Source organism: Rugamonas aquatica (genome assembly GCF_009380215.1).
Lineage (GTDB): Bacteria > Pseudomonadota > Gammaproteobacteria > Burkholderiales > Burkholderiaceae_D > Rugamonas > Rugamonas aquatica_B.
The window spans coordinates 466,548-487,754 of the sequence record NZ_WHUG01000002.1; the positions used below are offsets into that span (position 1 = coordinate 466,548).

Annotated in this window: 23 protein-coding genes; 16 read left to right on the forward strand and 7 right to left on the reverse strand. The window is 62.3% G+C overall.

What is annotated here, in order from left to right:
• Nucleotides 1-36: 36 nt before the first annotated feature.
• The 3 genes from GEV02_RS06295 to GEV02_RS06305 are packed head-to-tail and all read right to left on the reverse strand — an operon-like array spanning nucleotide 37 to nucleotide 2,880.
• Entirely contained in the window at nucleotides 37-837 is an 801-nt protein-coding gene (locus tag GEV02_RS06295; RefSeq protein WP_152837182.1) for a TOTE conflict system archaeo-eukaryotic primase domain-containing protein, read from the reverse strand.
• Nucleotides 837-2,066 carry a CaiB/BaiF CoA transferase family protein gene (locus GEV02_RS06300; RefSeq protein WP_152837184.1) on the reverse strand — a complete coding sequence of 410 codons (1,230 nt, stop codon included), beginning with the start codon at nucleotides 2,064-2,066 and terminating at the stop codon, nucleotides 837-839. Before GEV02_RS06300 ends, GEV02_RS06295 begins: the two co-directional genes overlap by 1 nt.
• A 49-nt stretch (nucleotides 2,067-2,115) precedes the next feature.
• On the reverse strand, nucleotides 2,116-2,880 hold the full coding sequence (locus GEV02_RS06305; protein WP_174998994.1) for a M48 family metalloprotease: 765 nt from the start codon (nucleotides 2,878-2,880) through the stop codon (nucleotides 2,116-2,118).
• A gap of 26 nt (nucleotides 2,881-2,906) precedes the next feature.
• Here GEV02_RS06305 and ugpQ point away from each other — a divergent pair, with 26 nt between their 5' ends.
• From ugpQ to GEV02_RS06335, 6 genes are all read left to right on the forward strand, one after another.
• Nucleotides 2,907-3,659, forward strand: a complete 753-nt coding sequence (gene ugpQ, locus GEV02_RS06310) for a glycerophosphodiester phosphodiesterase (protein ID WP_152837206.1) — start codon at nucleotides 2,907-2,909, stop codon at nucleotides 3,657-3,659.
• A 67-nt stretch (nucleotides 3,660-3,726) separates the two neighbouring features.
• Nucleotides 3,727-6,336, forward strand: coding sequence for an alanine--tRNA ligase (alaS, locus tag GEV02_RS06315; RefSeq protein ID WP_152837208.1), 2,610 nt, complete (start codon nucleotides 3,727-3,729; stop codon nucleotides 6,334-6,336).
• A 201-nt stretch (nucleotides 6,337-6,537) separates the two neighbouring features.
• Nucleotides 6,538-6,795, forward strand: a complete 258-nt coding sequence (locus GEV02_RS06320) for a sulfurtransferase TusA family protein (RefSeq protein WP_008445984.1) — start codon at nucleotides 6,538-6,540, stop codon at nucleotides 6,793-6,795.
• Between the two features lie 174 nt (nucleotides 6,796-6,969).
• Nucleotides 6,970-7,719, forward strand: a complete 750-nt coding sequence (locus GEV02_RS06325) for an electron transfer flavoprotein subunit beta/FixA family protein (protein WP_008445986.1) — start codon at nucleotides 6,970-6,972, stop codon at nucleotides 7,717-7,719.
• A gap of 10 nt (nucleotides 7,720-7,729) precedes the next feature.
• The gene (locus tag GEV02_RS06330) at nucleotides 7,730-8,662 is read left to right on the forward strand and encodes an electron transfer flavoprotein subunit alpha/FixB family protein (RefSeq protein WP_070358884.1); all 933 of its coding nucleotides are present in this window, start codon (nucleotides 7,730-7,732) and stop codon (nucleotides 8,660-8,662) included.
• A 75-nt stretch (nucleotides 8,663-8,737) separates the two neighbouring features.
• Nucleotides 8,738-10,528, forward strand: a complete 1,791-nt coding sequence (locus GEV02_RS06335) for an acyl-CoA dehydrogenase (RefSeq protein WP_152837210.1) — start codon at nucleotides 8,738-8,740, stop codon at nucleotides 10,526-10,528.
• Nucleotides 10,529-10,573: 45 nt separating this feature from the next.
• Here the strand turns inward: GEV02_RS06335 and GEV02_RS06340 are convergent, their stop codons facing one another.
• Nucleotides 10,574-10,966, reverse strand: a complete 393-nt coding sequence (locus GEV02_RS06340; RefSeq protein ID WP_235914370.1) for a MarR family winged helix-turn-helix transcriptional regulator — start codon at nucleotides 10,964-10,966, stop codon at nucleotides 10,574-10,576.
• Nucleotides 10,967-11,082: 116 nt separating this feature from the next.
• Here GEV02_RS06340 and GEV02_RS06345 point away from each other — a divergent pair, with 116 nt between their 5' ends.
• From GEV02_RS06345 to GEV02_RS06370, 6 genes are all read left to right on the forward strand, one after another.
• Nucleotides 11,083-11,820, forward strand: coding sequence for a siderophore-interacting protein (locus GEV02_RS06345; RefSeq protein ID WP_152837212.1), 738 nt, complete (start codon nucleotides 11,083-11,085; stop codon nucleotides 11,818-11,820).
• Nucleotides 11,821-11,894: 74 nt separating this feature from the next.
• Nucleotides 11,895-12,131, forward strand: a complete 237-nt coding sequence (locus GEV02_RS06350) for a hypothetical protein (RefSeq protein WP_152837214.1) — start codon at nucleotides 11,895-11,897, stop codon at nucleotides 12,129-12,131.
• 108 nt (nucleotides 12,132-12,239) lie between these two features.
• The gene (locus GEV02_RS06355; RefSeq protein ID WP_152837216.1) at nucleotides 12,240-13,349 is read left to right on the forward strand and encodes a hypothetical protein; all 1,110 of its coding nucleotides are present in this window, start codon (nucleotides 12,240-12,242) and stop codon (nucleotides 13,347-13,349) included.
• A 20-nt stretch (nucleotides 13,350-13,369) separates the two neighbouring features.
• Nucleotides 13,370-14,560 (forward strand): toxic anion resistance protein, encoded by a 1,191-nt coding sequence (locus GEV02_RS06360; RefSeq protein WP_152837218.1) that lies wholly within the window; start codon nucleotides 13,370-13,372, stop codon nucleotides 14,558-14,560.
• Between the two features lie 11 nt (nucleotides 14,561-14,571).
• Nucleotides 14,572-16,143, forward strand: coding sequence for a substrate-binding and vWA domain-containing protein (locus GEV02_RS06365; protein ID WP_152837220.1), 1,572 nt, complete (start codon nucleotides 14,572-14,574; stop codon nucleotides 16,141-16,143).
• On the forward strand, nucleotides 16,143-16,766 hold the full coding sequence (locus GEV02_RS06370; RefSeq protein WP_152837222.1) for a hypothetical protein: 624 nt from the start codon (nucleotides 16,143-16,145) through the stop codon (nucleotides 16,764-16,766). The genes GEV02_RS06365 and GEV02_RS06370 overlap by 1 nt, the downstream gene beginning before the upstream one ends.
• Here GEV02_RS06370 and GEV02_RS06375 read toward each other — a convergent pair.
• The 3 genes from GEV02_RS06375 to GEV02_RS06385 form a co-directional block, all read right to left on the reverse strand.
• Entirely contained in the window at nucleotides 16,763-17,740 is a 978-nt protein-coding gene (locus GEV02_RS06375; protein ID WP_328595740.1) for a proline dehydrogenase family protein, read from the reverse strand. The genes GEV02_RS06370 and GEV02_RS06375 overlap by 4 nt on opposite strands.
• Nucleotides 17,741-17,822: 82 nt before the next feature.
• The gene (locus GEV02_RS06380) at nucleotides 17,823-18,413 is read right to left on the reverse strand and encodes an outer membrane lipoprotein (RefSeq protein ID WP_152837224.1); all 591 of its coding nucleotides are present in this window, start codon (nucleotides 18,411-18,413) and stop codon (nucleotides 17,823-17,825) included.
• A 13-nt stretch (nucleotides 18,414-18,426) separates the two neighbouring features.
• On the reverse strand, nucleotides 18,427-18,855 hold the full coding sequence (locus tag GEV02_RS06385) for a TM2 domain-containing protein (protein ID WP_152837226.1): 429 nt from the start codon (nucleotides 18,853-18,855) through the stop codon (nucleotides 18,427-18,429).
• A 218-nt stretch (nucleotides 18,856-19,073) separates the two neighbouring features.
• Here GEV02_RS06385 and rpsP point away from each other — a divergent pair, with 218 nt between their 5' ends.
• The 4 genes from rpsP to rplS all read left to right on the forward strand — a co-directional run bounded on the left by rpsP (nucleotide 19,074) and on the right by rplS (nucleotide 21,168).
• Nucleotides 19,074-19,319 carry a 30S ribosomal protein S16 gene (rpsP, locus tag GEV02_RS06390; RefSeq protein ID WP_008446017.1) on the forward strand — a complete coding sequence of 82 codons (246 nt, stop codon included), beginning with the start codon at nucleotides 19,074-19,076 and terminating at the stop codon, nucleotides 19,317-19,319.
• A 14-nt stretch (nucleotides 19,320-19,333) separates the two neighbouring features.
• The gene (gene rimM / locus GEV02_RS06395; RefSeq protein ID WP_152837228.1) at nucleotides 19,334-19,894 is read left to right on the forward strand and encodes a ribosome maturation factor RimM; all 561 of its coding nucleotides are present in this window, start codon (nucleotides 19,334-19,336) and stop codon (nucleotides 19,892-19,894) included.
• A 21-nt stretch (nucleotides 19,895-19,915) separates the two neighbouring features.
• Entirely contained in the window at nucleotides 19,916-20,662 is a 747-nt protein-coding gene (trmD, locus tag GEV02_RS06400) for a tRNA (guanosine(37)-N1)-methyltransferase TrmD (RefSeq protein ID WP_070358876.1), read from the forward strand.
• A 119-nt stretch (nucleotides 20,663-20,781) separates the two neighbouring features.
• A complete protein-coding gene (gene rplS, locus GEV02_RS06405; protein WP_008446022.1) occupies nucleotides 20,782-21,168 on the forward strand; it encodes a 50S ribosomal protein L19 in 387 nt (128 codons plus the stop codon).
• Nucleotides 21,169-21,207 lie beyond the last annotated feature (39 nt).

The window sequence follows — 21,207 nt, forward strand, 5'->3', positions numbered from 1 at the left end:
GGCAGGCCGCCTTCGTGGCGGCCTGAACGGAAACGTTCAAGAGAACGAGTCTTTGGGAATCACGTGCCTGAAGGTCGGCTCGATGTTTTTCTCGTGCAGGTGCTGGATGATGTCTTCCAGCGTCGCGTCCTTCAGCAGCAGGCCGGCTGGCGCCGAATGCGGCGCTGGTGTTGGCGTCTTGTGCGTGCGTTCCTTGCCGTGCGGCGGGTGCATGACAGTGATGGCTTGCGTGAACTGCTTGTCGCTGATGCCTTGCAGTCCTTCCAGGAAGGCGGCCTGCGCCGCATACGGCGGCATCATCTCCAAGCCGGTGTCATCCGCAAACGATGCGCCCATGCCGGGATTGATGAACGCGGCCCAGGTGCCGCTGCCCATGTGCAGGCAGGGCGGCAGTTCGGCCGTGGTGCTGGTCAGCGTGTCGGGACGCAGGCCGATCTCTTCGTTCGGGATGTCGGGGAAGTAGGTCTTGCGCAGCAGGTGCAGGAAATGCTGCGCCTGGTTCAGCGGCACCGGCGTCTCCAGCGACAGCCACAGCGCATAGCCGTTGCCGCCGTTGATGCTGACCGCCGGCGCAGGCAAACCCAGCTGGTCTTGCAGCGCATTGGCCACGCCGCACAGGCGGTCCCAGTGCTGCAAGGCCGGCGCGTCGCCCATGCGGTTGAAGTCGACGATCATCGTCCGCACCAGGCCGTTGTCGGAGACCAGGTTGAGGGCGATGGTCTTGTCGCCGCTCAGGTGCTGCGCCAGCATCTCAGGCGTGAGCTCGCCCGCTGGGAAGCATTCCTGGTCTTCCAGCAGGTACAGCCGCTTTAATTCCGCGATCAGTTTTTCCATCATTACAGCACTCCCTGTGCGCGCAGGGCGGCGATGTCTTCGTCGCTCTGGCCCAGCATGTCGCGCAGGATTTCGTCGGTGTGCTGGCCCAGCAGCGGCGGCGCGACGGCGTTGTCGGTCGGCGTCAGCGACATCTTCATCGGACTGCGCACCAGCCTGGTGGTGCCGGCGGTTGGATGCGGCACGTTCATCACCAGCTCGCGCGCCAGCACTTGCGGGTTTTTGTAGACGTCGTCGAGGTTGTTGATCGGGCCGCATGGTACGCCGACCGCTTCCAATTGGTCGATCCAGAAATCACGCGGCTGCGCCAACACCATCTCGGCCAGCAGCGGCACCAGCTCGTCGCGGTGCTTCACGCGCAGCGGATTGGTGGCGTAGCGCTCGTGCGTGGCGAGGTCGCTGCGGCCGCCCACTTCGACGAACTTCTGATACTGGCCGTCGTTGCCGGTGGCGACGATGATGTAGCCGTCCGCGCACTGGAAGGTCTGGTAAGGCACGATGTTCGGATGTGCGTTGCCCCAGCGCTTGGGCGGCTTGCCGCTGTTGAGGTAGTTGCTGCCCATATTGGCCAGCATCGCCACCTGCACGTCCAGCAACGCCATGTCGATGTACTGGCCTTCGCCGCTGCGGTCGCGGTGGGTCAGCGCGGCGAGGATGGCGATGGTGGCGTACATGCCGGTCATCAGGTCGGTCAGCGCCACGCCGGCTTTCTGCGGGCCGCCGCCGGGCAGGTCGTCGCGCTCGCCGGTGACGGACATCAGGCCGCCCATGCCCTGGATCAGGAAGTCGTAGCCGGCGCGGTGCGCGTACGGGCCATCCTGGCCGAAGCCGGTCACGGAGCAGTAGACCAGATCGGGCTTGATGGCTTTCAGCGATTCATAATCGAGGCCGTAGCGCTTGAGCTGGCCGACCTTGAAGTTTTCCAGCACCACGTCGCAATGGCTGGCCAGCTCGCGTATCAGCGCCTGGCCGTCGGCGCTGGCGATGTCGATCGTGACGGAGCGCTTGCCGCGGTTGGCGGCCAGGTAGTAGGCCGCTTCGGTGGTGTCGTGGCCTTCGGCATCCTTGGCGTACGGCGGACCCCAGGCGCGGGTGTCGTCACCGCTGCCGGGACGCTCGATCTTGATGACGTCGGCGCCGAGGTCGGCCAGATTCTGCGAGCACCACGGTCCCGCCAACACCCGGCTCAGGTCGAGGACGCGGATATGGCCTAGCGCTTTTGGTACTGTCATGATGTGTGTAACCTTTTGAGTAATCCAATCAGGCCGCTAGTGTAGTGGCTCAGTCCGGCGCTTGCACCTGATTTTTTTGCAAGGCGGCGGCCAATGTGCGCGCGGCCTGCCAGCGCATCAGCGGTGATGGGTAGTCGGGCTTGCTGCGGCGCGGGGAGGCGCTCTCCCGGAACATCTTCCTGAAATAGCCGGCCAGCCGCTCCGGCGGCCAGCCGGCGCGCCAGGCCAGCTGCATGCCTTCGCGGTCGGCTTCGACTTCCTGCTCGTAGTTGGTGGCGGCCAGCTGGTCGATCAGGGCGTCGTCGTGGTCGACCGCGTGTTCCAGTTCGAGGAAGGGGCGCTCGGCCCAGCGCGGATCCAGCCGCAGCGCCTGCTGGTATTCCTTCAGGTTGTGGTGCAGGGCGGCGTGTTCGATCTCGTGCGCCAGCAGCATGGCCAGTTCGGCGTCGACCAGCTCCAGCCGCTGCACGTAGGCCTTGCTGACCAGGATTTTGCCGCCGGCCATGCAATCGGCGTTCTGGTCGGGATCGTCGGTGGTGTGGACTTCCCAGTTCCAGCCTGCTGTTTCCGGGTAGTCGCGCCTGGCGCGGGCGATCAGGCTCGCGGCGATGGTCGTCACGCGGGTGGTGAAGCGGGCGTCGGCGTCGAGCACGTGGTCGTTCAGGCGCTCGGCGTACAGCTTGGCGGCGCGGGCTTCCACCAGTTGCTGGGTCAGCTCGGCGGCCTGCGGTGAGGCGGCCAGCAGCGCGAGCGTCAGCAGACCGGCCCAGCGCAGCCTATTTGACGCCCGCCGCATTCGTGATAATGTTGACATCGTTTCCATCTTTCGAGGCATCCACCATGTGGCCTTACCCAAGAATCGTTGCACACCGCGGCGGCGGCACGCTGGCGCCGGAAAACACCATCGCCGGCCTGCGCGCCGGGCTGGCCTACGGCTTCCGCGCGGTCGAGTTCGACGTGATGCTGTCACGCGACGGCATCGGCATGGTGATGCACGATCCCGACTTCGGCCGCACGGTGGCGGGGCAGGGCAGCGTGGCCACCACCGACGCCATCGAGCTGTCGGGCATGGATGCCGGCAGCTGGCTGGGGCCGCAGTTCCGCGATGAGCCTGTGCCATTCTTCACCCAGTTTATCGATTATTGCAAGCAGCAGCGCATCTGGATGAATGTGGAAATCAAGCCGGCCGACGGCTTCGAGCGCGAGACCGGCAGCTGGGTTGCAAAAGTGACACGCGAGTCCTTTGCCGATGAAATCGCCGCCGGCGACCCGGCCGCCTTGCCGCTGCTGTCCTCGTTCAGCTTCGAGGCGCTGGCCGCCGCCCGCGACGCCGCGCCCGACCTGCCGCGCGGCTACCTGCTGGACCGCGTTCCCGCCGACTGGCAGGCGCAGGCGCGCGAGCTGGGCGCGGTGGCCATCCACACCAACCAGAAGCACCTGACGCCCGAGCTGGCGGCGCAGATCAAGGCGGCCGGCTACGGGCTGTTTTGCTACACGGTCAACGATCCCGAGCGGGGCAGGGCGATCCTGTCATGGGGCGTGGACGGCTTCTGTACCGACCGTATCGATTTGATCGGGCCAAGCTTCGCCTAAGACCCTATGGCTCTCACGGTCATATATAATCAACCCTTTGCATTTGCCAGCTACCACTGCTTACGACATGAAATCATCTGAAATCCGCGACAAATTCCTCAAGTTTTTTGAATCCAAGGGTCATTCGATTGTCCGTTCCAGCTCACTGGTGCCTGGCAACGACCCGACCCTGCTGCTGACCAACAGCGGCATGGTGCAGTTCAAGGACGTGTTCACCGGTACCGACAGCCGTCCGTACACCCGCGCCACCTCCGTGCAGCGCTGCGTGCGCGCCGGCGGCAAGCACAACGATCTGGAAAACGTCGGCTACACCGCGCGTCACCATACGTTCTTCGAGATGCTGGGTAACTTCAGCTTCGGCGACTACTTCAAGCGCGACGCCATCAACTACGCATGGGAACTGCTGACCAAGGTCTACGCCCTGCCGGTCGACAAGCTGACCGTGACCGTCTACATGGAAGACGACGAAGCCTACGATATCTGGGCCAACGAAGTGGGCGTGCCGAAAGAGCGCATCATCCGCATCGGCGACAACAAGGGCGCGCGCTACGCGTCGGACAACTTCTGGCAGATGGCCGACACCGGCCCATGCGGCCCGTGCACCGAGATCTTCTACGACCACGGCGCCGACATTCCAGGCGGCCCTCCAGGCTCGCCTGACGAAGACGGCGACCGCTTCATCGAAATCTGGAACCTGGTGTTCATGCAGTTCAACCGCGACGAAGCGGGCGTGATGCACAAGCTGCCGAAGCCGTGCGTCGACACCGGCATGGGCATGGAGCGCCTGGCCGCCGTGCTGCAGCACGTGCATTCGAACTACGAGATCGACCTGTTCCAGGCCCTGATCAAGGCCGCCGCGCGCGAAACCGGCGCCACCGACCTGGAAAACAAATCGCTGCGCGTGATCGCCGACCACATCCGCGCTTCGGCGTTCATGATCGTCGACGGCGTGATCCCTGGCAGCGAAGGCCGTGCCTACGTCCTGCGCCGCATCATCCGCCGCGCGCTGCGTCACGGCCACAAGCTGGGTCAGACCAAACCGTTCTTCTACAAGCTGGTGGCCGACCTGGCGATCGAGATGGGTGCCGCCTATCCTGAGCTGGAAGAAGCCAAGGACCGCGTGGCCCAGATGCTGAAGGCCGAGGAAGAGCGTTTCGGCGAGACGCTGGAAACCGGCATGAAAGTGCTGGAAGCCCAGCTGACCAAGGACGGCAAGGGCATCGACGGCGCCACCGCCTTCACGCTGTACGAAACCTACGGCTTCCCGCCGGACCTGACGGCCGACATCTGCCGCGAACGCGATATCGAGTTCGACCAGGCCGGCTACGACGCCGCGCTGAAGGAAAGCCAGGAGCTGTCGCGCAAGGGCGGCAAGTCGACCAAGGATGCCAAGGTCGAGTACACCGGCGAGAAAAACAAATTCGTCGGCTACGACAACCTGACCTACAACAGCAAGGTCGTGGCGCTGTACGCCGCCGGCACGCCGGTGCAGGAACTGAAGGCTGGCCAGGCCGGCATCGTGGTGCTGGACACCACGCCGTTCTACGCTGAATCGGGCGGCCAGGTCGGCGACCAGGGCGTGATCGCCACCGGCGCGGCGCAGTTCGCCGTCAGCGATACGCTGAAGATTCAAGCCGATGTGTTCGGCCACCACGGCGTGCTGGAATCCGGCTCGCTGAAAGTGGGCGACGCCGTCAGCGCCAACGTGGACGAAGCCAAGCGCGCGCGCACCATCCGCAACCACTCGGCCACCCACCTGATGCACAAAGCCCTGCGCGAAGTGCTGGGTTCGCACGTGGCACAGAAAGGTTCGCTGGTCGATCCCGACAAGGCCCGTTTCGACTTCAGCCACAACGCACCGATGACCGCCGAGCAGATCGCCCAGGTGGAAGCCATCGTCAACCGCGAAGTGCTGGCCAACACCGCAGTCCAACAGCACCACATGTCGTTCGACGACGCCGTCAAGCATGGCGCGATGGCGCTGTTCGGCGAGAAGTACGGCGATGAAGTGCGCGTGATGGACATCGGCAGCTCGAAAGAACTGTGCGGCGGCGTGCACGTGCACCGCACCGGCGACATCGGCCTGTTCAAGATCATTTCGGAAGGCGGCGTTGCGGCCGGCATCCGCCGCGTGGAAGCCGTGACCGGCGAAGGCGCCGTGGCACTGGTGCAGGCTATGAACCGTCGCCTGCTGGAAGCTTCGGCAGCGCTGAAGGCGACGCCGGAAGAACTGACCGCGCGTATCGGCCAGGTGCAGGACCACGTCAAGGCGCTGGAGAAGGAACTGGCCGCGCTGAAATCGAAACTGGCTTCGGGCCAGGGCGATGAGCTGGTCACGCAAGCGGTCGACGTCAACGGCATCAAGGTGCTGGCTGCCGTGCTGGACGGCGCCGACGTGGCCCGCCTGCGTGAAACCATGGACAAGCTGAAGGACAAGCTGAAGACCGCCGCCATCGTGCTGGCCAGCGTCGCCGACGGCAAAGTCAGCCTGATCGCTGGCGTGACGGCGGACGCTACGTCCAAGGTCAAGGCAGGCGAGCTGGTGAACTTCGTTGCACAACAAGTGGGCGGAAAAGGCGGCGGACGCCCCGATATGGCGCAAGCCGGCGGTACCGATCCTAGCGGTCTGCCTGCTGCTCTGGCGGCGGTTCCTGCATGGGTGGGCGAGCGCGCCTAAGTTGCTGAAAAGCCTTGTAATGCAGTAGCTATGCGGCCTGCGTATCTTACGCAGGCCGTTGTTGTCTGGAGCGAGCTGTTGTATACTTGCCAGTTCCCGTTGCAAACTTGCAACGCACTACGAACTATTTTGGTGCAGCGCGTCATTCGATCTGTTTTGGAGTAGTATGACGACAGTCCTAACAAAACATGCGGGTTCTTGATGAGCGACACGATACTTGAAAACGAAATCATGGAATTCCACAAAGAACTCGACGCGCGCGGTTTGAACTGTCCGCTGCCGATCCTCAAGGCCAAGAAAGCCTTGTCCGAGTTGCAAAGTGGGGAAGTCCTGCGCATCATGGCAACCGACCCGGGTTCCGTGCGCGACTTCCAGGCTTTCGCCAAACAGACGGGCAACGCCCTGTTGTCGCATGTCCAGACCGGCCGTGAATTCGTCTTTTTGATGCAGCGCAAATAATCCTGCTGCGTATTTTTCCTAGAAACATCGTCTGAGAGATTTATTTTTTAGACGATTTCTACTAGCTAAAAAACGCACGATCGTGCTTTATTTTCTTGTGCGGGCTGAATTTCTCATATAATCTAGCCCACATAATTTAGTCCCGAATTCTTTAATTTTTCCAAAGGCACAGCTATGAAAGTCTTGGTACCCGTCAAACGCGTGGTCGACTATAACGTCAAGGTGCGCGTCAAGTCCGACGGCACGGGCGTAGATATCGCCAACGTCAAAATGTCGATGAACCCATTCGATGAGATCGCTCTGGAAGAAGCGATGCGCCTCAAAGAAGCCGGTAAAGTCACCGAAGTGGTCGCCGTATCGTGCGGCGTGACCCAGTGCCAGGAAACCCTGCGCACCGGTATGGCCATCGGCGCCGACCGCGGCATCCTGGTGGAAACCGCCGTCGAACTGGAGCCGCTGGCTGTCGCCAAGCTGCTCAAGGCGCTGGCCGACAAGGAACAGCCACAGCTGATTATCCTGGGCAAGCAGGCGATCGACGACGACTCCAACCAGACCGGCCAGATGCTGGCTGCCCTGCTGGGTTGGCCGCAAGCGACCTTCGCGTCGAAAGTGGTGCTGGAAGACGGCAAAGTCACCGTGACCCGCGAAGTGGACGGCGGCCTGGAAACCCTGGCGCTGACGCTGCCTGCCATCGTCACCACCGACCTGCGCCTGAACGAGCCGCGCTATGTGACGCTGCCGAACATCATGAAGGCCAAGAAAAAACCGCTGGATGTGACCAAGCCAGAAGACCTGGGCGTCGATGTGACCCCGCGTCTGAAAACCCTGAAAGTCGTCGAGCCTGCAAAACGCTCGGCCGGCATCAAGGTTCCGGACGTCGCCACCCTGGTCGCAAAACTGCGCACCGAAGCTAAAGTCATCTAAAGGATAAATCATGGTCGCATTAGTTATCGCAGAACACGACAACGCTAGCCTGAAAGGCAGCACCCTCCACACCGTGACCGCCGCAGCACAATGCGGTGGCGACGTGCACGTCCTGGTCGCTGGCTCGAACGCCGGCGCTGCCGCTGCCGCTGCCGCGCAAATCGCCGGCGTGTCGAAAGTTATCGTGGCCGACGCCGCTTACTTCGCCGACGGCCTGGCCGAGAACATCGCCGAGCAAGTGCTGGCGCTGGCCGGTTCGTACAGCCACATCCTGGCTCCGGCTACCGCCTACGGCAAGAACATCCTGCCACGCGTAGCCGCCAAGCTGGACGTTGCGCAGATTTCGGAAATCACCAAAGTCGATTCGCCGGACACCTTCGAGCGTCCTATCTACGCCGGTAACGCGATCGCCTACGTGCAATCGTCGGACAAGATCAAGGTCATCACCGTGCGTTCGACCGGCTTCGACGCCGCTGCCGCCACCGGCGGTTCGGCTGCGACCGAAACCGTCGCCGCTGTTGCCGACAACGGCAAATCGGCCTTCGTCGGCCGCGAGCTGGCCAAGTCGGATCGTCCAGAACTGACCGCCGCCAAGATCATCGTTTCCGGTGGCCGCGGCATGGGTTCGGGCGAAGCGTTCAAGATCCTGGAACCGCTGGCAGACAAGCTGAACGCCGCCATGGGCGCATCGCGCGCAGCAGTCGACGCCGGCTACGTGCCGAACGATTGGCAAGTCGGCCAGACCGGCAAGATCGTTGCGCCTACGCTGTACATCGCCGTCGGTATCTCGGGCGCGATCCAGCACTTGGCCGGTATGAAGGATTCGAAAACCATCGTCGCGATCAACAAAGATCCTGAAGCGCCGATCTTCTCCGTTGCCGACTACGGCATCGTGGGCGATCTGTTCGACATCGTGCCGCAACTGGTTGCAGAACTGGGCTAAGCAAGCCAGTGTGAATACAGGGCCACGCTGATCCGGAACACCGGATTGCCGTGGCCTTTTTCTTGGAGAGATAAGATGCCATATCAAGCACCCCTGAAAGACATGCTGTTCGTGATGAACGAACTGGCCGACCTGGCCGGCGTCAATGCGCTGCCGGGCAATGAAGATGCAACCCCGGACACGGCCGAAGCCGTGCTGGAAGAGAACGCGAAATTTGTCGCCAATGTGGTGGCGCCGCTGAACAACCCGAGCGATAAAGAGCCGAGCTTCTGGCACGATGGCCAGGTGACGACTTCCAAGGGTTTCAAGGAAGCCTTCAAGGCTTTCGCTGAGGCTGGCTGGCAGGGCGTGCAGCATCCGGTGGAGTTCGGCGGCCAGGGCCTGCCTAAGCTGCTGGCGACGCCATGCATCGAAATGCTCAACGCGGGCAGCATCTCGTTCGCGCTGTGCGCGCTGCTGTCGGATGGTGCGATCGAAGCGCTGCTGACCGCAGGCAGCGATGCGCAGAAAGCCACCTATCTGGAAAACCTGGTGTCGGGCAAATGGACCGGCACCATGAACCTGACCGAGCCGCAAGCCGGTTCCGACCTGGCCGCCGTGCGCACCCGCGCTGTGCCGCAGGACGACGGTACGTACAAGGTGTTCGGCACCAAGATCTTCATCACTTACGGCGAGCACGATTTCACCGAGAACATCGTGCACCTGGTGCTGGCGCGCACGCCGGACGCGCCTGCGGGCGTGAAGGGTATTTCGCTGTTCATCGTGCCCAAGTTCCTGGTCAATGCCGACGGCACGCTGGGCGCGCGCAACGATGCGCATTGCGTGTCGATCGAACACAAGCTGGGCATCAAGGCCAGCCCGACCGCGGTGCTGCAATTCGGCGACCACGGCGGCGCCATCGGCACGCTGGTGGGCGAAGAGAATCGCGGTCTGGAATACATGTTCATCATGATGAACGCGGCCCGCTTCGGCGTCGGCCTGCAGGGTATCGGCCTGGCCGAGCGCGCTTACCAGAAGGCCGTGGCCTTCGCCAAGGATCGCGTGCAGTCGCGTGACCTGGCTGGTTCGGCTGGTCCGGTGTCGATCATTCATCATCCGGATGTGCGCCGCATGCTGATGGCTATGCGTTCGCAGACCGAGGCGGCGCGTGCGCTGGCCTACGTTGGTGCCGGTATCAGCGATGTGGCGCATAGCCATGCCGATGCGGAAGTGCGCAAGGCCAACCTGGCTGTGTACGAGTATCTGGTGCCGGTGATTAAGGGCTGGTCGACCGAGATGTCGCAAGACGTTACCCGTGATGGCGTGCAGGTGCATGGCGGCATGGGCTTCATCGAAGAGACTGGCGCTGCCCAGCACTATCGCGATTCGAAGATCCTGACGATCTACGAAGGCACTACCGCGATCCAGGCCAATGACCTGGTTGGCCGCAAGACTGTGCGTGACGGTGGCGCCGTGGCGAAGAGCATCATCGCCCAGGTGCGCGCTACTGAGGCGCAGCTGGCTGCGGTCGACAGCGCCGACTTCAAGGCCATCCTGGCGCAGCTGTCGTCCGGCAGCAAGGATCTGGAAGCGGTGGTGGATTATGTGGTCGCCAACATGAAGAGCGATATCAAGGGTGTGTTCTCGGGTAGCGTGCTGTACCTGAAGCTGGCCGGCCTGGTGCTGGGCGGCTGGCAGATGGCGCGCGCGGCCCTGGTCGCGCAGCAGAAGCTGGACGCCAATGAAGGCGACGCCAGCTTCTACAAGGCCAAGATCGCCACCGCGCGCTTCTTCGCCGACCACATCCTGTCGCAAGCATCGAGCCTGCGCATCGCCATCATCGACGGCAGCGCCGGCGTGCTGGCCTTGAGCGAAGACCAGTTCTAAGCGGAGTTTGCGTCCTCAGCGAAAGCGGCCTTCGGGCCGCTTTTTTTATGCGCAGTCGTCGAGGTTGGATTTGACTTGTAGCAGCAGGCTGTGCAGGGTTTGCTGTTGCTCGGGGCTGAGGCCTTGTAGGGCTTGCGTGTTCAAGACTTCGGCCTGGCGTTTGATTTTTTGCTGGATGGCGCGGCCGGCGTCGGTCAGCGACAGGCGCGTGTTGCGGCGGTCGGCGGCGTCGGCTTCGCCTTGCAGCAGGCCGCGTTCGCGCAGCGCTGTGACCAGGCGCGTCAACTGCGCCTTGTCCTTGCCGGTGCGCTTGGCCAGGTCGCTCTGCGTGCTGCCCGGGTGGCGCGCGAAAAATCCCAATACTCTGCCTTCCATCGGCGTCATCTCATGCTGGCCTTCGCGCAAGGCCTGGAATTGCTGCGAACGGAACTGATGCATGATCGTATGCACGAGATCCAGCACGCCATCCAGGTTGGGATCGCGAGAATGGTTGACTTTGTCATTTGATTTCGGAATAATGGGTGACATTATCAATTATCTGGGTAGGCAAAGACATGAGTATAGACGCTCCAATCAGCCGTGTGCAGCGGGTTCGCCATGAACTCAAGATCCGTGAGGTGGAAGTGGCCGAGGTGCGCGACATCGGCACGCATTTCCGCCGCGTTACGTTCCGCGGGCCGGCCCTGCATGATTTTTATAGCGCTTCGTTCGACGATCACGTCAAGTTCATCCTGGGGCAGGGCGAGGATGCGGTCAAGCGCGACTACACGCCGCGCAGCTTCGATCCGGTCGCGGGCGAGCTGTGCCTGGAATTCGCGCTGCATGGCGATGGCCCCGCCGCGCGCTGGGCCGCGCAGGCGGCGCCGGGGCAGCGCGTGATCGTCGGCGGGCCGCGTGGCTCGTTCATCATTCCGGCCGATTACGACTGGCAGCTGCTGGTCGGCGACGAAAGCGCCTTGCCGGCGATCGCCCGCCGTCTCGAAGAATTGCCGGCCGGCGTGCGCGTGATCGTGATCGCCAAGGTGGGCGATGCGGCCGACCGCCGCGCGCTGGCCAGCAGCGCCCAGGTCGATCTGCGCTGGGTGGGCAGCGATGAAGAGATGATCGCGGCAGTGCGCGCATTCAATTTGCCGGGCGGCGACGGCTACGCCTGGAGCGCGGGCGAGGCGGCGACGATGGCGGCGGTGCGGCACGAACTGGTCGGCGTGAAAGGCCTGGGCAAGCATCAGATCCGCGCCGCCGCTTACTGGAAGCGCGGCGGCAGCGGCTTCCATGCGACGCTGGAAGATTGAACCAAGACCTCGAAAAGTTGAATCCACCGCTGTGCGCGCTGCGTACAAGGAGGATGTCAACCACGAGGTCCCGTATGAAATCTATCGTTCTTTTCCCTGTTGCCGCCGATGGCGATCGTAAAGCCTACGCCGTCAAGCGCATGAATATCGCCGCCCAGCGCCTGCTGCATGCCGAGACGCCCAGTGACGAAATCCGGGCCGGCCATTGGGTGCTGGCCTGGGCCGTGGCCGCCGGCGCCCGCCCATCCGACCGCGCGCTGCGCGAGGCTGAATCCAGCATGAGCTCGCTGGTGGAGTTGCGCCTGCATTGAACGCCCGCCAGGGCTTGCCATCCCCGTGTGAAAAGCCGTCGATGTCACACGATTAAGGTTGTAAATTGTGTATGATGCGCGTATCAATTGCGGCATACAAGGGATGGCATGAATATCAAACGCGTCTTGGGGCCGCTGCTGGCGTTGGCGCTGGCAGCAGGAATAGGCTCGGCGATTTATGTGTCGGCAGGACGGAAGGCAGAGCAGCGCAGCGCCGAAGCCGCAGCGGCAGCTGTGGTGGAAGTGCGGGGCATGATCGGTTCGGAGAAGGAATCGTTTTTCCTCGATCCGCAAGTGGCCGAGGTTTTGCTGAGCAAGTATGGCCTGCGCGTCAAGACCGAAAAAGTCGGCTCGCGCGAAATCGCCAGCCGCGACTTCAAGGGTTATGACTTCGGCTTCCCGGCCGGAGCGCCGGCCGCCATCGCCTTGCAGAAAAAAGCCAGGGCGCCGCAGACCTTTCCGACTTTCTTCACGCCGATGGCGGTCGCTTCGTGGAAGCAGCTGGTGCCGCTGCTGGAGCATGAAGGTATCGTCAAGAAGAATAACGACGCGTTCTACATCGTCGACATGAGGCGCCTGCTCGGCATGATCGAGAAGGGCGCGCGCTGGCGCGACCTCAAGGACAACACGGTCTACTCGACCGCCAAAAGCATCCTGATCAATTCCACCGATGTGCGCAAATCGAACTCGGCCGCGATGTACCTGGCGCTGGCCAGCTATGTGCTCAACGATAGCAATGTGGTCGACGATAACGCCCAAGCCAATAAGGTGTTGCCGCAGGTGACGGCGCTGTTCCAGCGTCAGGGCTTGCAGGAATCGAGCAGCGCCGGGCCGTTCGAGGATTACACGACGATGGGCGTCGGCAAGGCGCCGCTGGTGATGATCTACGAAAGCCAGTTCCTCGAATACCAGTCGCGGCGCGCGCAGCCGAACGCCGACATGGTGCTGCTGTATCCGCAGCCTACGCTGTACACCAAGCACATCCTGGTGCCGTTCACCGACGGCGGCCGCAAGCTGGGGCAAGCCCTGGCCTCCGATCCGGCCCTGCAAAAACTGGCCGCGCAATATGGCTACCGCACCTCGTCGCCCGAATACTTCACCGATTTCCTGAGCGCTAAAAAATTGCAGGCGCCGGCGGTGCTGGTCGATGTCATCGATCCGCCCAGCTATGAAATCCTGGAGCGCATGATTCAATCCATCGAGCAAAAATTCCAGTAATTCCTTCTGAAAGGTTGGCCATGTCGGACACTAGTACGCAAACCCTTACTCCACCGGAAGTGGTGGTGCCCGTGACTGAAGCCAAGGCGCCGGACATGGTGCCGCTGCCGCCGGAAACTGTGCAGCGCATCGATACCCAGGTGTATGACTTCGTGCAGTCGCTGCTGAGCGAGGATATCCACAGCGAGACCTTCCGTTCGCGGCTCGATTCGGCTTTCCGTCTGGGCCGCGAAGAAATCTCCAGCGCGGCGTCGATGATGAGCGGGCGCTTCATGGAGCGCAATTTCGTCGGCATCGAGGACAGCACGGCCTACAAATCGCTGAGCGCGATGCGCGGCATGCTGGACGAGCTCAATCCCGGCAAGCAGGGCGACCTGCTGGAATCGAATAAATTGTTTGGCCTTATCCCCTTCGGCAACAAGCTGCAGCAGTACTTCCGCAAGTTCCAGTCGGCGGCCAGCCAGTTGCAGACGGTGATGGCGCAAATCCACGCGGCCCGCGACGATATGCAGCGCGATGCCGCCGAGATCGAGCAGGTCAAAGCCAAGCTGTGGGATGCGATGCAAAAGCTGAAGGGGGCGATCCACTTCGCCTCCGAGCTGGACCGCCTGATCGCTGAGCGCGTGGCGGCGCTGAAGGACAGCGATCCGCTGCGCGCCAAGGCGCTGGAGCAGGAGGTGCTGTTCTATGCGCGCCAGAACCTGCAGGACATGCAGGTGCAGATGGCGGTGACGGTCAACGGCTATCTGTCGATGGATGTGTTGAAGAAGACTGCGCGGGAAATGGTCAACGGCTGCAACCGCGTGGCGACCACCGGCATGTCGGCGCTGGCGACGGCGCAGACGGTGGCGCGCGCCACCGGCAACCAGATCCAGGTGATGGAGATGCTCAGTGGCGTCAGCGGCACCATCGGCGAGCTGGTGGCGGAATCGTCGCGCCAGCTGGGCACGCATGTGGAGAAGACTGGCGAGTTCGCCTCCAATCCGCTGATCGGCATCCAGCAGATGCAGCAGATGTTCGACAACACCTTCAAGGCCATGGATGCGATGGACACCTTCCGCAGCAAGGCGATCGACAGCATGGGCAAGAACAATGAGCTGATGAAGCAGCAGATCGCCCGCTCCGAGCAGTACATCGACAAGGTCCGCTCGGCCGCCGCGCGCGAGGCGATACAGCCGGCCGCCGCCATCGCCGGTCCGGTCGCGCTGTGAACGGGGCGGTCATGAAGCGACTGTTCCTGATGCTGTTTTCGCTGCTGGCGCTGGCCGCTTGCAAGGATAAGGCTGATGACGCTGCGGTGGACCCGGCCAACAGTTTCACGGTGCTGGCCGGCTCCGAGCTGAAGGATATCGAGCCCTTGCTGCCGCAGGTGGAGCAGGCCACCGGCATCCACGTGGTGTTGCAGTATGCCGGCACGCTGGACGCGGTCGAGCGCCTGCAGGCGGGCGAGCAGTTCGATGCGGCATGGCTGGCCAGCAACCGCTATGCGATGCTGATCCCGGCGGTCAAGTCGCGCATCTCCGCTGCCGAGCGCACCATGCTGACGCCGGTGGTGCTGGGCCTCAAGGACAGCAAGGCCAGGGAACTGGGCTGGGCCGATAACGCCAATGTCACCTGGAAGGATATCGCCAAGGCGGCGCATCAGAAGAAGTTCACCTTCGGCATGACCAGTCCGGCGTCGTCGAATACGGGCTTCTCTGGATTGCTGGGCTTGGCTGCGGCGCTGTCCGGCAAGGGCGATGCGCTGGAAGAGAAGGATATCGATACGGCCAGGCTGGGCGAGTTCTTCCAGGCGCAGCGGCTGACGGCGGGCAGCTCGGGCTGGCTGGCCGATACCTATGTCAAGGAGCAGGACAAGGTCGATGGCATCATCAACTATGCATCGACGCTGCAATCGCTGAACCGGCAGGGCGGCTTGAAGGAAAAGCTGGTGCTGATCTATCCGAAGGATGGCATCGTCACGGCCGATTATCCGATCATGCTGACCAATCCGGCCAAGCGCGAGGCTTACGACAAGCTGGTGGCTTACCTGCGCGGCAAGGAGTTCCAGCAGGCGATGGCCACGGCGACGCTGCGTCGTCCGGTCAACCCTGATGTCCCGGCCGGCGATGTGCCGCCGCAGCCGCTGGTGGAGCTGGTGTTCCCGGCCAAGCTGGACGTGGTCGATGCGATTCTTAGCGCGTTCGATAACAAGCTGCGGCTGCCGACCGATTCGACCTTCGTGCTGGACCAGAGCGGCTCCATGAGCGGCGAGCGCATGGACAAGCTGAAGACGGCGATGCTGGGCCTGTCCGGCGCGGATACGTCGATCAGCGGCCGGCTGGCGCGCTTCCGTAATCGCGAGCGGATTTTCCTGCTGCCGTTTTCGGAGCAGCCGGGGACTATCGAGCGCTTTGATATGGGATCGGATGCGGGGTCCAACCAGCGCACTTTGGAGCAGGTACGGCAGCGCGTCGGTGCGCTCGATACCAACGGCGGTACGGCGATTTACGATTCCACGCGTCGGGCTTACGAAGAGGCGATGGTGCGGCGCCGGGCCGATCCTGCGCGTTTCTATTCGCTGGTGCTGATGACCGACGGCCAGAATACGTCGGGCAGCGATCTGAATGCGTTCATCAGCTGGTATGAGCAGTTGCCGGCGGCGGACAAGGGGATCAAGATTTTCGCCGTGGTGTTTGGCGAAGCCGATGCAGGCGAGTTGCAGCGCTTGGCGGAGTTGAGCGGCGGCCGGACTTTCGATAGCCGCAAGAGCAGTCTGCGCAGCATCTTCAAGGAAATCCGGGGCTATCAATAATGCAGGTGTCTTTCAAGATGAAGGTGCTGCTGTTCCTGTACGGTAGCAAGAACCTGGTGGGCTGCGCGCTGGCGCTGGCGGGCTTGGCGATGTTCTTTGCCGGCGTCATTGACGACTGGTGGCTGCCTATCGTGGCGGGGCTGTATGCGGTGGGCTGGCTGGCGGTGCCGGCGGACCGGGAGCTGGAGGTACAGGTGCGCAACGAGGCGACGCAGGCGGATTTGGTCGAGGGCATGGCGGTGCTGGTCAAGGACAGCCGCGCCAAGCTGCCGCGCGAGGCGGTCGAGCGTCTGGAGCGCATCCAATCCACGGTGGTTGAGCTGGCGCCCAAGCTGTTCGATGGCGGCATGGCGATGGATTATGCGATTTCGCTGATCAACGCGGTCACGCGCGATCTGCCTGAGACCGTACGCAACTACGTGCATCTGCCGACCGCGTTCGCCAACCTGCATGTGATCCAGGGCGGCAAGACGTGCAAGGAGCTGCTGGTCGAGCAACTCGATCTGCTGAACTCGCAGCTGGCGAAGATCGCCGAGAACGTCTACAAGGACGATGCCGATGCGCTGGTCGTCAACGGCAAGTTCCTGCAGGAGAAATTCCACTCGCTGTCGTTTGTGGGCTAGCTGCCCATCACATCGATGATCGCCTGGTAGACGCGCACCGGTTCTTCGGCGATGCGGTTCAGTACGTAGAGGAAGTGCTCGTCGCCGAAGACGGCGTATTCGCGGGTCGGGAAGCCGCGTGCTTGCAGCTCGGCGATCTGCTCGGTGCCGAGGCCGATCAGCGATTCGAATTCGAACCAGCGCGGGTCGATGCGCTCTTTCAGGATCAGCGCGCTGAGGTCGCCCTGGATGCTGCGGTCGTGCGTGGCGATCGAGCACTTGTGGCCGCTCAGCAGCAGTTCCTGCGCGTAGCGGCGGTAGGCGGCGGCCAGTTCGGGGCTGTTGCGGTGGTGGGAGATGTCTTCCGATTCGAGGAAGGCGCCTTTCACCAGGCGGATACGGCCGGGGATCTTCATCAGCGACGGCAAATCCTGCTCGGTGCGATGGCGCTTGGCCGGCATGGTGATGCCGACGTTGTGCAAGCCGTCTTCCCGGTGCAGGCGGGCGTAGATGGCGTAGATGTCGTCGGCGCGGTCGGCGGCTTCCATCGAGATCATCACTTCGCGGTTGATCTCGGCCGCGGCCAGCGCGATGCGGCGGGTGTTGCGGTAGCCCAGTTCGGCATCCACCGTCATCCCCACGTGCGACAGGTCGAGCGAGACCGAGCAGTTCAGGTTGCGCTGGCCGATGGCCTTGGTCAATTCCATGAAGACTTCAGTTTCAGCCATCGCGAAGGCTTCGTCGCGCACGCTCTCGCCCATGTATTCGGCCGAGGCCGCATGGCCCTGGGCGATGATGTGCTCGACCCGTTGCAGCGCGTCGGCCACGGTGCGTCCGGCAACGTAGCGCTGCGATACCTTGTGCATGTAGGGACGCAGCAGCGGATCGTTGCAGAATTTTTCCTTGGCGCTCTCGTCGAGCGCCAGTGCGCGCAGGGTGGTGGCGGCCTGGTCTACCAGCGGCTGCCATTGGACGGGGAAGGCGGGATGGTGCACGGGATCTCCTGTGGTGGTCGAATATGCAAGATGTGGTGATGCGGGCGAAAAAAAACAGCCCGGAGGCTGTCTTTTATTTTGCCTAGTTGCGGACCAGGTTGCCGTTGTCGTTTCGAACGCGATCGCCGCTCATCATGCGCGGGTCGTGGTCGAAGTTGAAGCTGACCTGTTTGCCGTCGTCGTACTGCACGTGCACGGTCCACTGTTTGGTGGACTTGGCTTTTTCTTCGATCTTCTTGCCGGCGTAGGCGCCGCCGGCCGCACCGGCCACGGTGGCGAGTTCACGGCCGTGGCCGCTGCCGACCTGGTTGCCCAGCAGGGCGCCCGCCACGCCGCCGGCGATCACGCCCAGCGCGCTGCCTTCACCGGCCTTGTCGCTGACCACGACCGAGGTCACTTTGCCGCATTCCATGCAGCTGGCGCCCGGCTTGGCAGGCGAGGCCTTGAGCTGGGCCTTGGCCAGCGCCATCGATTTGTCGTATTCGGATTTGGCGTCGCGCGTGCATTGCATGCGGGCGGCCGAGTTGCTTTCTTCCGCGCAGAGTTTTTTGTCTTCGGCGTAGCGGGTGGTGATGCGCTTGGATTCGGCGTTGTATTGTTCTTTGGGTGTTTGTGCCTGGGCGGCGGAGGCGAGGGCGGCCAGGGCCAGGGCCGCGAGGATAGAACGGTTCATGCTTTTCTCCTTATTAACCGTAGGAACCCCCAGTGTACAACAAGTCAAACAGGCGGGAGATGGTGGCGATCAGGCTCCCCGCGCCTACCATCATGCTGGCGACCAGCACCACGGCCAGCGGCCAGTGGGTGTTCGATTGCTTGCCGGAGCCGGGGTTGAAGCGGGCGTCCCATTTCTCGTCCGACATCAGGCCGAGCACCAGCGCTTCCAGGAAGCCGGCCAGGCCGGAGACCATGATGGGCAGCAGTTTATAGAAGCCGTCGGCGTCGGGCCAGATGGCGCTGACGGCGGCGCTGGCGGGCAGGCTAGCCAGGTGCGCCCACAGCCACGGGTCGCGCAGGCCGCGCAGGTAGAGGCGCTGCAGGCCCAGGCCGCCGGCCAGGAAGGCGAGCAGGGTGGCGAAGGTCTTGTTTTTGTGCGAAGTGTGGTGCAAAACAGTCATAGTTGTTGAGCAGTAGGCGGAAAACATGCAGTATCGGTCATAATACGGCCCCCGGCGGACCTTTTTTATGGACAAGGCTATTGCCCCGCACGCCGGATCGGGGGATAATCTTCGATTACCCCAATCTGCCCGATTATTTCATTAACGCTTGCTGCTTCGCGGCAAAGCGCGCTATAATTTGCGGCTTTTTCCGTCCTAGCACACTTTTTGGAAATATTATGGTCGTTATTCGTTTAGCTCGTGGAGGCGCCAAGAAGCGTCCGTTCTTCAACATCGTTGCAACCGACTCGCGCAATCGTCGCGATGGCCGTTTCATCGAGCGCATCGGTTTCTACAACCCGATGGCATCCGGTGGCGAAGTGCCACTGCGCATCACCGCTGACCGTCTGGCTCACTGGCAATCGGTTGGCGCACAACTGTCGCCTACCGTGGCTCGCCTGGTAGCTTCGAACAAAGCTGCTTAAGTCTGGCTGCTGGTTTGACCGATAAGAATGCATCCGGGGTGCAAGTCCCCGACGATCTGGCACAGGTAGGCTTTGTCTTTGGTGCCTATGGCGTCGCTGGCTGGGTGAGGGTACGCCCTTTCTCGGAAGATGCGGATGCACTCCTCTCGGTGAAAACCTGGTGGATCGACAAGCCAAGCTTGCACGAGGTCGAAGTCAAGCAGTGCAAACTGCATGGCGGCGACGTGGTCGCGCAGCTGGTGGGAGTGACCGATCGGAACGTCGCAGAAGCGCTGAAGGGCGCGGCTGTTTCGGTTCCGCGCAGTCGTTTCCCGGCCTTGTCCGATGATGAGTTTTACTGGGCCGAGTTGATCGGTCTGGATGTAGTGAATTTGCAAGGTGAGCACCTCGGTACGGTGACTGACATGATGAGCAATGGTCCACAGTCGATCTTGCGCATCCAGCCAGCCGCTCTGCCCGATGCTGATCCCGAGGTTGCGGCGCAGGAGCGCCTGATTCCATTTGTGGACGCGTTTGTCATCAAGGTAGACAAGGCCGCAAAGAAGATTACTGTCGACTGGGGCCTTGATTATTAAAGAACATAAGGGCGGCCCGCCATGCAATTCGATGTCGTGACCCTGTTCCCTGAAATGTTCGCCGCACTGACGCAGTCGGGTGTCACCCGGCGCGCGTTTGAACAGAATAAATGTGGCTTGTCGTTGTGGAATCCGCGCGATTTCACGACCGACAATCACCGTACTGTGGATGACCGCCCCTATGGCGGCGGCCCCGGCATGGTGATGCTGGCCAAACCCCTGGAAGCGACGCTCAACGCGGCGAAGCAACGCCAGACCGATGCCGGTCTGCCCGCGCCCCGCGTAGTGTTCATGTCGCCGCAGGGCAAGCAGTTGACGCATGAGCGCGTGATGCAGCTGAAGCAGGAGCCCGGTCTGGTGATCCTGTGCGGCCGCTACGAAGCGGTGGACCAGCGTTTGCTGGACCGTTGCATCGACGAGGAAATCAGCCTTGGCGATTTTGTGCTGTCCGGCGGCGAACTGCCGGCGATGGCCTTGATGGATGCTGTGATCCGCCAGATTCCTGGCGTGTTGAACACGGATGCCTCGGCGATCGAAGACAGCTTCGTCAACGGCTTGCTGGATTCGCCGCACTACACACGGCCGGAAACGTATGAAGGTGTGGGCGTGCCGCCGGTTCTGATGGGCGGCAACCATGCCGAGATCGAGAAATGGCGTCGTCAGCGCATGCTGGAGGCGACCGCGCGCAAGCGCCCGGATTTGCTGGTCAAGGCGCGTGAGGCAGGGCAGCTCACCAAGCTTGATGAAAAGTTTTTGGCAGGTTTGTAAACCTGTTGTCGTAGAAGCCGGCGGACATGTCGTCCGCATGGTTGTTTAACCCCATCCTCTACTGGGCATCGAGTTTCGACTCATAGCGCGCCAGCACGATGGTTTATGGAGTCATCTAAATGAATCTGATTCAACAACTCGAGCAAGAAGAAATCGCTCGCCTGGGCAAAAGCATTCCTGACTTTGCACCTGGCGATACCGTGATCGTCAACGTTAACGTAGTCGAAGGCACCCGCAAGCGCGCCCAGGCTTACGAAGGCGTCGTCATCTCCCGTCGTAACCGTGGCCTGAACTCGAACTTCATCGTTCGTAAGATCTCGTCCGGCGAAGGCGTAGAGCGTACCTTCCAGCTGTACTCCCCGCTGATCGCTTCGATCGAAGTGAAACGCCGCGGTGACGTACGTCGCGCTAAACTGTACTACCTGCGTGATCGTTCCGGTAAATCGGCACGTATCAAGGAAAAACTGCCAAACCGTCGCCCAGTGGCGAAAGCAACCGCCGCTTAATAGCTGCGTTTGTGTTTGGATAGAAGGGGCGCCATTGGT

Bases quoted from the DNA above. Each gene is read 5' to 3' on its own strand.
- ugpQ (WP_152837206.1), top strand. From the start codon at position 2,907: ATGTGGCCTTACCCAAGAATCGTTGCACACCGCGGCGGCGGCACGCTG.
- GEV02_RS06380 (WP_152837224.1), bottom strand. From the start codon at position 18,413: ATGAACCGTTCTATCCTCGCGGCCCTGGCCCTGGCCGCCCTCGCCTCC.
- trmD (WP_070358876.1), top strand. From the start codon at position 19,916: ATGCAATTCGATGTCGTGACCCTGTTCCCTGAAATGTTCGCCGCACTG.
- GEV02_RS06295 (WP_152837182.1), bottom strand. From the start codon at position 837: ATGATGGAAAAACTGATCGCGGAATTAAAGCGGCTGTACCTGCTGGAA.
- GEV02_RS06320 (WP_008445984.1), top strand. From the start codon at position 6,538: ATGAGCGACACGATACTTGAAAACGAAATCATGGAATTCCACAAAGAA.
- rpsP (WP_008446017.1), top strand. From the start codon at position 19,074: ATGGTCGTTATTCGTTTAGCTCGTGGAGGCGCCAAGAAGCGTCCGTTC.
- alaS (WP_152837208.1), top strand. From the start codon at position 3,727: ATGAAATCATCTGAAATCCGCGACAAATTCCTCAAGTTTTTTGAATCC.
- GEV02_RS06345 (WP_152837212.1), top strand. From the start codon at position 11,083: ATGAGTATAGACGCTCCAATCAGCCGTGTGCAGCGGGTTCGCCATGAA.
- GEV02_RS06365 (WP_152837220.1), top strand. From the start codon at position 14,572: ATGAAGCGACTGTTCCTGATGCTGTTTTCGCTGCTGGCGCTGGCCGCT.
- GEV02_RS06355 (WP_152837216.1), top strand. From the start codon at position 12,240: ATGAATATCAAACGCGTCTTGGGGCCGCTGCTGGCGTTGGCGCTGGCA.
- GEV02_RS06385 (WP_152837226.1), bottom strand. From the start codon at position 18,855: ATGACTGTTTTGCACCACACTTCGCACAAAAACAAGACCTTCGCCACC.
- GEV02_RS06340 (WP_235914370.1), bottom strand. From the start codon at position 10,966: ATGCATCAGTTCCGTTCGCAGCAATTCCAGGCCTTGCGCGAAGGCCAG.
- GEV02_RS06300 (WP_152837184.1), bottom strand. From the start codon at position 2,066: ATGACAGTACCAAAAGCGCTAGGCCATATCCGCGTCCTCGACCTGAGC.
- GEV02_RS06305 (WP_174998994.1), bottom strand. From the start codon at position 2,880: ATGTCAACATTATCACGAATGCGGCGGGCGTCAAATAGGCTGCGCTGG.
- rplS (WP_008446022.1), top strand. From the start codon at position 20,782: ATGAATCTGATTCAACAACTCGAGCAAGAAGAAATCGCTCGCCTGGGC.
- GEV02_RS06325 (WP_008445986.1), top strand. From the start codon at position 6,970: ATGAAAGTCTTGGTACCCGTCAAACGCGTGGTCGACTATAACGTCAAG.
- GEV02_RS06330 (WP_070358884.1), top strand. From the start codon at position 7,730: ATGGTCGCATTAGTTATCGCAGAACACGACAACGCTAGCCTGAAAGGC.
- GEV02_RS06360 (WP_152837218.1), top strand. From the start codon at position 13,370: ATGTCGGACACTAGTACGCAAACCCTTACTCCACCGGAAGTGGTGGTG.
- GEV02_RS06350 (WP_152837214.1), top strand. From the start codon at position 11,895: ATGAAATCTATCGTTCTTTTCCCTGTTGCCGCCGATGGCGATCGTAAA.
- GEV02_RS06370 (WP_152837222.1), top strand. From the start codon at position 16,143: ATGCAGGTGTCTTTCAAGATGAAGGTGCTGCTGTTCCTGTACGGTAGC.
- GEV02_RS06335 (WP_152837210.1), top strand. From the start codon at position 8,738: ATGCCATATCAAGCACCCCTGAAAGACATGCTGTTCGTGATGAACGAA.